Annotated in this window: 16 protein-coding genes; 7 read left to right on the plus strand and 9 right to left on the minus strand. The window is 58.9% G+C overall.

The window, feature by feature from the left end:
* Window positions 1-251: 251 nt before the first annotated feature.
* From ACIOWA_RS26170 to ACIOWA_RS26195, 6 genes are all read right to left on the minus strand, one after another.
* Window positions 252-590: a HopJ type III effector protein gene (locus ACIOWA_RS26170; protein WP_401162661.1), complete on the minus strand. Its 339-nt coding sequence runs from the start codon at window positions 588-590 to the stop codon at window positions 252-254.
* Complete coding sequence (locus tag ACIOWA_RS26175; RefSeq protein ID WP_339432019.1) at window positions 583-879, minus strand: DUF1244 domain-containing protein; 297 nt, start codon at window positions 877-879, stop codon at window positions 583-585. The genes ACIOWA_RS26170 and ACIOWA_RS26175 overlap by 8 nt, the downstream gene beginning before the upstream one ends.
* 100 nt (window positions 880-979) lie before the next feature.
* Complete coding sequence (folX, locus tag ACIOWA_RS26180; protein ID WP_339432020.1) at window positions 980-1,351, minus strand: dihydroneopterin triphosphate 2'-epimerase; 372 nt, start codon at window positions 1,349-1,351, stop codon at window positions 980-982.
* Window positions 1,352-1,912, minus strand: a complete 561-nt coding sequence (folE, locus tag ACIOWA_RS26185; protein ID WP_339432021.1) for a GTP cyclohydrolase I FolE — start codon at window positions 1,910-1,912, stop codon at window positions 1,352-1,354.
* Window positions 1,913-1,933: 21 nt separating this feature from the next.
* Complete coding sequence (gene folM, locus ACIOWA_RS26190; protein WP_339432022.1) at window positions 1,934-2,644, minus strand: dihydromonapterin reductase; 711 nt, start codon at window positions 2,642-2,644, stop codon at window positions 1,934-1,936.
* A gap of 110 nt (window positions 2,645-2,754) precedes the next feature.
* Entirely contained in the window at window positions 2,755-3,330 is a 576-nt protein-coding gene (locus ACIOWA_RS26195) for an antibiotic biosynthesis monooxygenase (protein WP_339494757.1), read from the minus strand.
* A gap of 213 nt (window positions 3,331-3,543) precedes the next feature.
* On the opposite strand from ACIOWA_RS26195, the gene ACIOWA_RS26200 reads away from it, so the two are divergent.
* Window positions 3,544-4,503 carry a MerR family transcriptional regulator gene (locus ACIOWA_RS26200; protein ID WP_401162665.1) on the plus strand — a complete coding sequence of 320 codons (960 nt, stop codon included), beginning with the start codon at window positions 3,544-3,546 and terminating at the stop codon, window positions 4,501-4,503.
* Window positions 4,504-4,521: 18 nt separating this feature from the next.
* Here ACIOWA_RS26200 and ACIOWA_RS26205 read toward each other — a convergent pair whose 3' ends face one another.
* Together ACIOWA_RS26205 and ACIOWA_RS26210 are read right to left on the minus strand one after the other, a co-directional pair.
* The gene (locus tag ACIOWA_RS26205; protein ID WP_401162667.1) at window positions 4,522-5,127 is read right to left on the minus strand and encodes a hypothetical protein; all 606 of its coding nucleotides are present in this window, start codon (window positions 5,125-5,127) and stop codon (window positions 4,522-4,524) included.
* 72 nt (window positions 5,128-5,199) lie between these two features.
* Window positions 5,200-5,658 carry a PAS domain-containing protein gene (locus tag ACIOWA_RS26210; RefSeq protein WP_401162669.1) on the minus strand — a complete coding sequence of 153 codons (459 nt, stop codon included), beginning with the start codon at window positions 5,656-5,658 and terminating at the stop codon, window positions 5,200-5,202.
* Between the two features lie 153 nt (window positions 5,659-5,811).
* On the opposite strand from ACIOWA_RS26210, the gene ACIOWA_RS26215 reads away from it, so the two are divergent.
* On the plus strand, window positions 5,812-6,267 hold the full coding sequence (locus ACIOWA_RS26215; protein ID WP_401162671.1) for a flavodoxin: 456 nt from the start codon (window positions 5,812-5,814) through the stop codon (window positions 6,265-6,267).
* Here ACIOWA_RS26215 and ACIOWA_RS26220 read toward each other — a convergent pair.
* Window positions 6,257-7,144 carry a LysR family transcriptional regulator gene (locus tag ACIOWA_RS26220; RefSeq protein WP_401162673.1) on the minus strand — a complete coding sequence of 296 codons (888 nt, stop codon included), beginning with the start codon at window positions 7,142-7,144 and terminating at the stop codon, window positions 6,257-6,259. The genes ACIOWA_RS26215 and ACIOWA_RS26220 overlap by 11 nt on opposite strands.
* 95 nt (window positions 7,145-7,239) lie before the next feature.
* Between ACIOWA_RS26220 and ACIOWA_RS26225 the strand changes: the two genes are divergently transcribed.
* The 5 genes from ACIOWA_RS26225 (at window position 7,240) to ACIOWA_RS26245 (ending at window position 11,187) form a co-directional block, all read left to right on the plus strand.
* On the plus strand, window positions 7,240-7,626 hold the full coding sequence (locus tag ACIOWA_RS26225) for a CidA/LrgA family protein (protein WP_401162675.1): 387 nt from the start codon (window positions 7,240-7,242) through the stop codon (window positions 7,624-7,626).
* Window positions 7,616-8,302 (plus strand): LrgB family protein, encoded by a 687-nt coding sequence (locus ACIOWA_RS26230; RefSeq protein WP_401162677.1) that lies wholly within the window; start codon window positions 7,616-7,618, stop codon window positions 8,300-8,302. Before ACIOWA_RS26225 ends, ACIOWA_RS26230 begins: the two co-directional genes overlap by 11 nt.
* Window positions 8,303-8,433: 131 nt before the next feature.
* Complete coding sequence (locus ACIOWA_RS26235) at window positions 8,434-9,216, plus strand: class II aldolase/adducin family protein (protein ID WP_221730000.1); 783 nt, start codon at window positions 8,434-8,436, stop codon at window positions 9,214-9,216.
* Entirely contained in the window at window positions 9,216-10,118 is a 903-nt protein-coding gene (locus ACIOWA_RS26240; RefSeq protein ID WP_339432031.1) for an alpha/beta hydrolase, read from the plus strand. The genes ACIOWA_RS26235 and ACIOWA_RS26240 overlap by 1 nt, the downstream gene beginning before the upstream one ends.
* A gap of 157 nt (window positions 10,119-10,275) precedes the next feature.
* Entirely contained in the window at window positions 10,276-11,187 is a 912-nt protein-coding gene (locus ACIOWA_RS26245; protein WP_401162679.1) for an SDR family oxidoreductase, read from the plus strand.
* Window positions 11,188-11,610 lie beyond the last annotated feature (423 nt).

Here is an 11,610-nt window from a genome sequence, read left to right on the forward strand (position 1 = left end):
TTTTTCGTCTGTTGCCCGCACAAAAACAAACGCCCCGAACAAGTCGGGGCGTTTTGTTGGGCCTTCATCAGTGTGTTTTCACACAGTCTGTTTGGCCGGTTTTTTTGTGTCCGTTACTCACAGGCGCCACAGTCCAAAGGTGGGTGGGCTTGCTCGCGAAGGCGTCATTTCAGGCGATATTTTGGGTGACTGGCACACCGCTTTCGCGAGCAAGCCCGCTCCCACAAGGGACGCGGGTTGGCAACGCAGGATCAGCGGCGGCAAAGGGGCTGGGTTTCGAACTTCACGCCGGCCAGACCGTTGTTGATCAGCGCTCGAATATTGCCGTGATCGCTGCCTTCAGGCGCCGCCACCACCGAGCGGTAGTGCTCGCCGAACGCCAGCAGCGCTTCTTCATCGCTAAAGCCTTCCAGCAGCGCCAGACTGAGGGTCTTGCACGAGCCTTCGTTCTGCCCGGCAGCGTTTTCCACGCCGCCGTTGTTGAACGCCTGAGGCTGGTAGTCGTAACCGGCGGCGATGAAGGCCAGGGTGTCGGCAAAAAGGTGCTCGCCGCTCTTGAGGCTGGTGCGCAGGGTGTTCAGATCACTCATGAGGTTTTCCTTTGGCGAACGCCGCTTGTTGTTCGGCGCTGGCTTCTTGCTGAAATTGAGACTTCCACTCGGCGTACGGCATGCCGTAAACCACTTCGCGGGCTTCATCGAGGCTGACCTCGATCTGGCGCTCGTCGGCTTCGGCCTTGTACCACTTCGACAGGCAGTTGCGGCAGAACCCGGCGAGGTTCATCAGGTCAATGTTCTGCACGTCCTTGCGGCTGTCCAGATGGGCGACCAGCCGGCGGAAGGCGGCGGCTTCGAGTTCGAGGCGTTGTTGATCAGTCATGGGGGTCTCTGCGAGACAGCGTTGAGCGGCAAGCTTCAAGCTGCAAGATTTCAATGGTGGGGTGCCTGTAGCTTACCGCTTGCAGCACGAAGCTTGAAGCTCAGCGGCTTGCCGCAAGGGTAATCGACACCGACTCGGCAAAACGCAGCGCATGCGGCTTGTCGACTTCGACTTCGGCATACAGCACCGAGCCGTTACTCATCACCAGATCCAGTAGTTCCTGGGTCAGACGTTCGAGCAGCGCGAAGCGGTTGCCCTCGACGTGGGCGATGATCGCCTTGGTGATGGTGCGGTAGTTCAGCGCGTGATCGATGTCGTTGTCGCGCACTGCTTCCTGCGCCGCGTACAGGATGGTGAGGTTGATCAGCACATCCTGCTTGTTGAGGATTTCGTCCTCGTTGATCCCGATAAAGGTGCGCAAGCGCAGATCCTTGACCCGGATGCGTGCCATTCCCGGTTGAAGTTGTGCCATTTACTTGCTCCGTCCAATCAATTGCAGGAACTCCTGGCGGGTGTTGCTCGACTCGCGAAAGGCGCCGAGCATGACCGAGGTGTTCATGGTCGAATTCTGTTTCTCGACACCGCGCATCATCATGCACATGTGTCTGGCCTCAATGACCACGGCGACGCCGGCGGCATCGGTGACTTGCTGCACCGCATCGGCAACCTGTCGGGTGAGGTTTTCCTGAATCTGCAGGCGCCGGGCGAACATGTCCACCAGCCGCCCGATCTTCGACAACCCCAGCACCTTGCCCGTCGGAATATAAGCCACATGGGCCTTGCCGATGAAGGGCAGCAGGTGATGTTCGCACAATGAGTACAGTTCGATGTCGGCGACGATGATCATCTCGTCGCTGTCGGAGGCAAACAGCGCGCCATTGACGATCTCATCGACGCTCTGTTCGTAGCCGTGACACAGGTATTGCATGGCCTTGGCTGCGCGTAGCGGCGTGTCTCGCAGTCCTTCGCGTTCGGGATCTTCACCAAGACCGATCAGTATGTCGCGGTAATGCTCGGGCAGGGAGCGGGTCATCGAACATCCTCGCGGGCGTTGTTATTTGACGTGCCGTCCGCCGTTGACGGTCAGGGTCGTACCGGTGACATACGGGTTGTCGAGCAGGTAGCGCAGGCTCTGATAGATCACTTCACTGCCGGGTTCGATACCCAGCGCGGATTTGGCCAGCGCTTTGGCGCGGTACGCCGCGTCGTCGTCGGGATTGAACGATAGCAGGGCAGGGGCGATGCCGTTGACCTTGATCGCCGGCGCATAGCGAGCGGCGAACGACAAGGTCAGGCTGTCGAGCCCGGCCTTTGTGGCGCAGTAACCGATGTGCTTGCTGCTGCCCTTGCGGGTGACATCATCGCTGATGTGGATGATGTCCGCAGGCGTCGATAGCGTGAGCAGATCGGCGCAATGCAGGTTGATCAGATAGGGCGCGAGCATGTGCAGGTTGAACAGGCGTGTGAACGCTTCGGCTCCGTTGTCCGGGGTTTCGGCCAGCCATTCGGAGGCGTTGTGTACGATTGCCCGCAGGCTGTCGGTGTGGGTTTTCAGTTCGGCGATGAAGGCGAGTATGCCGGCTTCGCTGGAAAAATCCGCGAACACGCCGATGGCGCCCAGATCACGCAGCACTTGCACGCCGGGACGTTCGCTGCGGTAACTGAAGATCACAGCGTGGCCATCTTCAAGCAAACGCTGCGCGCAATGCAGGCCGACACGCTGGCCGGCGCCGGTGATGAGGATCGGGGCGGAGGTTGTGGTCATGTACGGCTCGCGTCGCGGTTGAAGTAAAAACTATAACAGCGACACGAGCGACCTACCTATTGCAGAACCGACTTCAGGTGGCTGCGAGCAAGGCCGCTTCCACAGAGGGATCAGCGATTTTGCGCGCAAGGGGTAACGGGCAACGGGCGGGCTGGCGTACTGTTCAGCCAATTTGCCAGTAATCGGGTCGACAACGGAATAAAGAAATAAACCATCAACGGCGTCAGGCATGCCGTGCTGATCAGCATCCGTGGCAGCAGGCTCATTTCACTGAGCAGCGGGCCGAGGACAAAGTTGAACAGCAGCGACACCGGGAAGAACGCCAGCCAGATCGCGACAGCCTGCTTCCAGCGTGGCGGGCGCTGGCCGATCGCATCGGCGCCGAACCAGCCCTCAATGCCGCTGACGCGATGTTCCTTCGGGTGCACAAACAGGTCGCTGCCACGATCCAGCCAGGCAGTACGCGAGGCCGAATGCTCCCACGCATGCAGTGTGTGCTCATCGGCAAAGCGGAAAATGATTTGAAACTCGTTATCGCCGGGCGGTGGTGCGAGCACACCGGAGCCGAGATAACCGGGGAAGTCGGTGGCCAGTTGTTCACCTTCGCGCAGCCAGGCGATCAGATCCTGATAGCGTCCATCGGCGACGCGACGCGCAACCATCAGCGTGACGGGGGAAGTAGACATTGTATATCTCCGTATTTCGAGTGCGTCGCTCCGGGTAGGAGTTTCGCCTGACGCAGGGCCGGGGGTAGTGGCCAGCGTTTTACAGTATGCAAGGAATATTCCGGATTTTACCGATTTAACCAGCGACTTTGGTCGCTGTTCATCGCTTGAATCTTAATACCCCATCAAGGTTAGAATAGGATCCAATTCGCCAACAAGGACGTTGATTGTCTTATGTCTGTCATCACGGACAAAAGCCCTGCTTCGCAGGCATCCCTTGCGCTGGAATGTGAAGATCTGTTCCCCATACGTGAAGTCGCACGATTGACCGGCGTTAACCCGGTCACGTTACGTGCATGGGAGCGGCGCTATGGTTTGATTCAACCAACACGCACCGAAAGTGGGCATCGCTTGTATTCGATGGCCGATATCGAGCGCGTTCGCAGCATTCTCGACTGGATCGATCGTGGTGTGTCCGTCAGCAAAGTCGGCAAGATTCTGGCCAAGACCGAGCCGTTGAAAGTGCTGGCGCACATCATCCCCGACGATCGGGTGCAGGCCGATTATCTGCAATGGCAGGTGCAACTGCAGGATGCGATCAGTTCGTTCGATGATCAGCAACTGGATCTGGTCTACGGTCAGATCTTTTCTTCTTATACGTTGCCCGTCGTGTTCCAGGACATTCTGATGCCCTTGTGGCTGCAACTGCTGCAGCGACAAGATGCTTTCGGGCAAACCAGCGAATGGCTGTTCTTCGATGGATTTCTCAGAGCGCGGGTATTGCAGCGGATCGTCATGCTGCGCGGCTCGAAACCGCGCAGGGTGATTGTCAGTGCCTTGGCCGGACAATGCCGAGAGCTGGAACTGCTGGTGACGGCACTGTTCCTGAGTGGCAATGGCTCAGGGATCCGCGTGCTGACCACCGGCCAGCCGTTCGATGAACTCACCCTGGTCTGCGAACGGACCCGGCCTGACGTACTGGTATTGTTTTCCAACCACGCACCGAGCGCCGACCTTCCGCGACGCTTGAGCCGGCTGGCGTTGAGCCTTGATTGTCAGGTGCTGCTGGCGGGGGATGCCTCCGATCTGGCGCAGGACAGCCTGGCTGGAACGTCAATCGGTTGCATTGGTAATGAAGGGGCGACAATGTTTCAGCGGCTGACGCAGTTTCTGGCGGGCACGCTGGATACCTGAAGGCCAGGTTTTAAAGGCTCAGGTGTGCAGGGCCGGATGTGTCAGGCGATGTTGTTGCAGGATGAACTGGCGCAGACGTTCGGTTTCATCGGCATCGGTCTGGCTCAGTTCGTAGGCGAAGAAACCTTGCTCGGTCTCTCGTTCGAAATGGCCACGCAATGAAATCCGCTCATAACCCGATGGGCTGAACCACAGAGCGAAATGCTTGGGCGGTTTGGTTTTGTTGCGCACTTCCAGCAATACGCCTTTGTGCGAGATCTCGTGTACCCACAGCGTGCCAGGCTGGCCTTTGGCGTTCTCCAGTGCCACCGGTTCTTCAAGCGCCAGTCGCCATGGGCGAACCATCGGGCCGTCTTCGTAGATGCTCGGTACGCCGAGGCGCAGATGCAGCGCGTGAAACTCGTCTTCCACCAAATGCAGCGGGAAGGTCATCTGCTGATTTTCGAAATTGGCCTGGATGGTGACCTGTTCGTGAGCGGCCAGACGCGTGAGCAAGTCACGGATCTGCGAACCACCATTGACCAGCAGGCTCGACGTCGCATCCCGCACATTGAGTTGCGGGTTGTGTTGCATGGTCTGGATGAAATCCAGCTCATCCTGGGTCAGGAGGGCGTCGCGTTGCATGGTGAACTCGAAGTGAATAGTTACAAAGTCATTGGTGATTGTAGTTAATGACAATTGGTTCGCTGTTTTGTTTTAACCGTTTGTCGCTTTCAGTTCAGCCAGTTCGGCTTTGAGCGCCGCGACCTGGGCTTCCAATTGCGCAACGCGTTGCTGGGCTTTGACCTGAACCGTCACATCTTTTTGAACACCGACGAAATAGGTTTGCCCGTCATCGGTGTTTTTCACCGTTGAAAGCGACAGTTCATTCCAGAACGGTGTGCCGTCCTTGCGATAGTTGCGCAGGATTTCCCGGCAAGATCCGCTATTGCGCAGCGCTTCGCGAATCAGTGTCAGGTTTTCCTGATCCCTGTCTCCCGATTGCAGAAAGCGACAGTCTTGATAGAGGATTTCCTCGCTGGCATAACCGGTCAAGCGCTCGAAGGCCGGGTTGACGTAAATCAGGATGTTGTCCTGTTCGCCTTCCTTTTCCGCGACCACAATTCCATCGTTCGATGCGTTGATTACCATTTGCAGCAGGCTGGCGTTGATCATCTTTGAATCCTTTCAGAGGTGTCAGTGACGGGCATTCTAGAAGATCGGCGGAGGCTGTCTATAGGTCATTGGCGCTTATTGGGAGTTAATCGCAACTTCACGGCTCAGGCTGTTAATATCGGCGCTCTTTTTTTCAGCTCCAGGATCAGATTGATGAAAGTCGCCATCCTCTCCGGTTCGGTCTACGGTACCGCCGAAGAAGTCGCCCGCCACGCCCAGAATCTGCTGAAAGCCGCCGGCTTTGAAACCTTCTACAACTCGCGCGCCAGCCTGACGGACCTTCAGTCTTTTGGCCCTCAAGCGCTGCTGGCGGTGACCTCGACCACCGGCATGGGCGAGTTGCCGGACAATCTGCAGCCGTTGTATTCGGCCCTTCGTGACCAATTACCCGCTGCCTGGCGCGGTTTGCCGGGGGCGGTGATTGCGTTGGGCGACGCCAGTTACGGCGATACCTTCTGCGGCGGTGGCGAGCAGATGCGCGAACTGTTCGGCGAACTGGGCGTGCGCGAAGTGCAGGACATGCTGCGCATCGACGCCAGCGAAAGCGTGACCCCGGAAACCGACGCCGAGCCTTGGCTGGCTGAGTTCATCGGCGCGCTCAAGGGCTGATTGGTCGCTCGCGCAGCAGAGAAAGCCAGGCTTGCGCCGCTTTCGACAGATAGGCGCCCTGACGCCAGATGAAAACGATATCCCAGCGAAGCGAGTCCGGTGCTTTCAAGGTCAGGCGCACGACGCCTGGCCGCACCAGACCCCGCGCGACCACGCTGGGCAGCAACACCACGCCTTGCCCGGCGGCCACCAGTGACACCAGAAAATCCGCCTGCCCACTGCGTCCGCCTTCCTTCGGTGTGAAGCCCATCTGCTGGCACGCCTGGAGCAAGCGGTCATTGAGCACAAAACTGCGCTGATACAGCAGAAACGGCGTATCGGCCAATTCTTCCAGACCGATTTCGCCCCGCTCAGCCAACGGATGATCCATCGGCAACAGTGCATCGAGTTTCTCATCGCAGAACGGCTGATAGTCGAACTGCGCATCCTTGGGCAACAAACTGCCGCCCAATTCCAGTTCTGCGCTCAACACGGCTTGCTCAATATGGCGGCTACCGCCTTCAAGTAATTGGATCTTGATATTCGGATAGCGCCGACGGTATTCGGCAAACAGCCCGGCGAACAACGTGTCACTGCCCAACAGCGGCAGGCCCAGGCGCAACTCGCCACGGGTCAGATGGCTGAGGTCGTCGAGTTCGCTGAGCAATTCATTGCGCAAGCGCAGCATGCCCTCGGCTCGTTGCAACACCACGCTGCCGGCGGTGGTCAGGCGCAACTGCGAACCCAGCCGTTCGAGCAACGGGGTGCCCAGGCTTTGTTCGAGTTGTGCGACTTGTTTGCTCACGGCCGATTGGCTGATGTGCAGGGTTTTCGCGGCCTGGGTAAAACCGCCCTGATGCATGACTTCGACAAAACTGCGCAGTTGTTTGAATTCCATAGCCTGATTCCTTTTTGGAATGGCTTGGAGTCTAACAATTCGCTTCTGGGATGGGTGCTCGGTTCGTAAAATAAGCCCCTGTCAGGAGCAAAGCCATGAACGCCGCAACCCTCAAGTACCTTTCCCGCCTTGTTGTCGAACTGGCCGTGCTGCTCGGTCTCTACCTGCTTGGCTGCCAACTCGCCGCTTGGCTGGCGTGGCCGATTCCCGGTGGCGTGATCGGCATGGCGCTGTTGCTGCTGGCGTTCGCCTTTGGCTGGGTCAAACCGGCGGCATTGCAATTGGGCGCGGGGCTGCTGATGGCGGAGATGCTGCTGTTCTTCATCCCGGCGCTGATGAGCCTGCTTGATTATGGGGCGCTGCTGCGCAATGACGGTTGGCGGATTCTGTTGGTGATCGCCGCCAGCACGTTGATGGTCATGCTGGTGACGGCGTTCACCGTGGAATGGGCCGTGCGCCTGAGGCGGTCCCATGACGCTTGAATTGATGCCGATGTTCTGGCTCGCATTCACCCTGCTGGCGTACTTGTTCAGCCGCTGGATTTATCGGCGCACCGGCCGTTACCTGCTGTCGCCGCTGATTCTGGTGCCAACGCTGTTGTTGGCGCTGGCCGTGCCGCTGCACACCGCTTACGCCGAGTATTCCAGCAACACCCATTGGTTGATGCGGGTGCTCGGTCCGGTGACAGTCGCCTTCGCCGTGCCGATCTGGCAGCAGCGGCATCTGTTGATGCGGCACTGGCCTGCATTGATGCTCGGCATGGTGGCTGGCAGTGCCGCATCAATCGCCACTTCGTTCGCACTGGCCAAGGCGCTGGCACTGGACAGTTCGGTGACAATGTCGCTGGTGCCGCGCTCGATCACCACGCCATTCGCCATGCCGCTGGCTCAGGATCTCGGTGGTGTGCCGGAATTGACGGCGGTGTTCGTGATGTTTACCGGGGTGTTTGGCGCGATGCTCGGTGGCGTTCTTTTGAAGTGGTTGCCATTGCGCAGTGCCTTGGCCCGTGGCGCCCTGTTCGGTGTCGGTGCCCATGGCGCCGGTGTCAGCCGCGCCCATGAAGTGGGCGGTGAGGAGGGTTCGGTGGCGGGTCTGGTGATGGTCCTCACCGGGTTGCTCAATCTGTTCGCGGCCCCTTTGTTGGCGTCGTTGCTTTGACACGGATCCAAGCTGTTTGCCGGGCTGACTCGTTCAGTCATCAAGCTGGCTGCCAATGCAACTACGCGATGGCCTGCGCCTGACTAGACTGCTCACACGTGCAGAACAATAAGAACGCAGAGGTGCATACAGTGAGCGTAGCCCCCGTCCAATCGTCCCTTAATGTCAAAGATCAGGTCAGCGCCGCGGAATGGCAGACCCGAGTCGATCTCGCCGCCTGTTATCGTCTGGTCGCGCTGCATGGCTGGGATGATCTGATCTTCACGCACATTTCGGCCAAGGTGCCGGGCACCGAAGATTTCCTGATCAATCCGTTTGGCCTGATGTTCCACGAGATCACCGCATCGAGCCTGGTGAAAGTCGATCAGGCCGGCAACAAACTCATGGACAGTCCTTACGAAATCAACCCCGCCGGTTACACCATCCACAGCGCCGTGCACGAAGTTCGACACGATGTGGTTTGCGTGCTGCATACGCACACGGCCTCGGGGGTTGCGGTGTCGGCGCAAAAGCAGGGTGTGCTGCCAATCAGTCAGCAATCGCTGTTTGTCCTGTCCAGCCTCGCTTATCACGCCTATGAAGGCGTGGCCCTCAATCACGAGGAGAAGGCGCGCTTGCAGGCCGACCTCGGCGATAACCATTTCCTCATGCTGCACAACCACGGTCTGCTGACCTGTGGCGGCACTATCGCTGACACTTTTCTGATGATGTTCACCTTCCAGCGTGCCTGCGACATTCAGGTGATGGCGCAGACCGGCGGCGCTGAACTCATTGCCATCGAACCGCAGGTTCTGGCGGGCGCCAAAGCGATGATCGCCGGCGTCACCAAAAGTGCTCAAGGCATGGGTGGCGCGCTGGCGTGGCCGGCATTGCTGCGCAAACTCGATAAACAGAACCCTGGATATCAACTCTGATGCCTCTTGCCGAGATTCCGTTGTGTGTCTGGCGCAAGCGCAGCCAGACCTTTGTTTTTGGTGGTCAGTCGATCCGTTACTGGACGGCGGGGCAGGGTGAGCCGCTGCTGCTGATCCATGGTTTCCCGACCGCCAGTTGGGATTGGCATTACCTGTGGCAGCCACTGGCTCAACGGTATCGCGTGATCGCCTGTGACATGCTCGGTTTCGGCGACTCGGCCAAACCGGTCAATCACCGCTATAGCCTGCTGGAACAAGCCGATCTGCAACAGGCGTTGCTCGCGCATCTGCAGGTCGAGCAGCCGGTACACCTCCTCGCTCATGACTATGGCGACAGCGTCGCGCAGGAACTGCTCGCGCGGCATTACGAGGCGCACATCAAGGTCGCCAGTTGCGTGTTCCTCAACGGTGGACTGTTCCCGGAAACCCACCGCCCGGTGTTGATGCAAAAACTGCTGCTCAGCCCTTTAGGCTGGATGATCGGTCGCGCTTTCACCCGAGACGCGCTGGTGAAAAGTTTCGGACAGATTTTCGGCCCGCAGACCCGGCCAAGCGAGAGCGAGCTGGATGATTTCTGGAGTCTGATCGACACCCATCAAGGCCCGCGCATCATGCACAAGCTGATTGGCTACATCCCCGAGCGTCGCGTGCAGCGCGACCGCTGGGTGGCGGCCATGCAGCGTGGCGAAATCCCGTTGCGGGTGATCGATGGCGAAGTCGATCCGATCTCCGGTGCGCACATGGTCGAGCGGTACCGGGAGTTGATTGCAGACGCGGACACCGTGCTGTTGCCGGGTATTGGTCACTATCCGCAGACCGAAGCGCCGGTGCAGGTGCTCACGCATTACCTGGCGTTCCGCGACCGTTTGGCGCTGCCGCCGCGCAAAGTGGCGTGCTCCTGAAAGATCAATTGATCGCCGCCAGCGATCTATTGATCTTGCTTGGCATCATCCCCTCACCTTATCGCGCACCATTCAGCCTCAGCCGTGTTCGTTGTGACCCAAAGCCCCGTGCCTGACACTCGGGCTCTCTGTCCTTTGGCCTGCTGGAGTTGCCCTGATGAATGAGTCTGTGCGTTTCGAAGATAAAGTCGTGATCGTCACCGGAGCCGGTGGCGGTCTGGGACGGGCGCATGCACTGCTGTTTGCCAGACAGGGCGCCAAAGTGCTGGTCAATGACCTCGGTGGCTCGACCCAGGGCGAAGGCGCCAATGCTAGCGCCGCCGACCGCGTGGTGGCAGAAATTCGTGAGGCCGGCGGCATCGCCGAAGCCAACCACGACTCGGTCACTGACGGCGACAAACTGGTGCAGAACGCCCTCGACGTCTTTGGCCGCGTCGACGTGGTGGTCAACAACGCCGGGATCCTGCGCGACAAGACCTTCCACAAAATGGACGATGCCGACTGGGATCTGGTTTACCGCGTCCATGTCGAAGGCGCCTACAAAGTCACCCGCGCCGCGTGGCCGCACCTGCGTGAACAAAACTACGGTCGAGTGATCTTCACCGCGTCGACTTCCGGCATCTACGGCAACTTCGGCCAATCCAACTACGGCATGGCCAAACTTGGCCTGTACGGCCTGACCCGCACCCTTGCCATCGAGGGCCGCAAGAACAACATTCTGGTCAACGCCATCGCCCCGACTGGCGGCACGCGCATGACCGAAGGCCTGATCCCGCCGCAAGTATTCGAGCAACTGAAGCCGGAGCTGGTCAGTCCGTTGGTGGTGTATCTGGCCAGTGAACAGTGCCAGGAGACCTCCGGGCTGTTTGAGGTCGGTGGTGGCTGGATGGGCAAGGTGCGGTGGGAGCGCAGTTTGGGGGCCGGGTTTGATCCGCGTGTTGGATTTTCGCCGGACGATGTCGCGGCGCACTGGCAGCAGATTTGCGATTTCGAAGGCGCGGCGCACCCCAAGGACAACATTGAGGCGCTGAAGGAAATGATGGCGAATTTGCAGAAATATTCGCTCTGAACCCTGCGCAACAATCGGCAGGGCTGCGCCAGCCCTGCCATCTCCCCGCTAAAACCCGTCACCCATAAAAAAGGCCGCTGCAAACGCAGCGGCCAAGGTAAGACGTTGGATCAAGGAGCTACAAATCAACGTCAGTGAACACCGGGGCGAGCAACCGAAGACCTTCGGTTGATCTGAAATCTGTCAGCAATGGCTTGAGTGGTTAAGGCGCCAAGGCCGAATGCTTGGCGGCTTATCCCGTGAAAGCCCGCTCAGAATACGGATTTGAGTCTGTAGGAAAAATAGCGATTGCGGACATGAACTGTTACGGGGCATGTAACAGTCTGCCCGGGAGTGTCAGATTTTTTGTGTGCGGGCCGGTAACGGCCTGCCGTAAGGCAAGCCCTTCTTTCACCAGTTCAACCTGGTAAATCGATCTCCATA

The organism is Pseudomonas sp. NPDC087614 (genome assembly GCF_044743485.1).
Taxonomy (GTDB): domain Bacteria; phylum Pseudomonadota; class Gammaproteobacteria; order Pseudomonadales; family Pseudomonadaceae; genus Aquipseudomonas; species Aquipseudomonas baetica_A.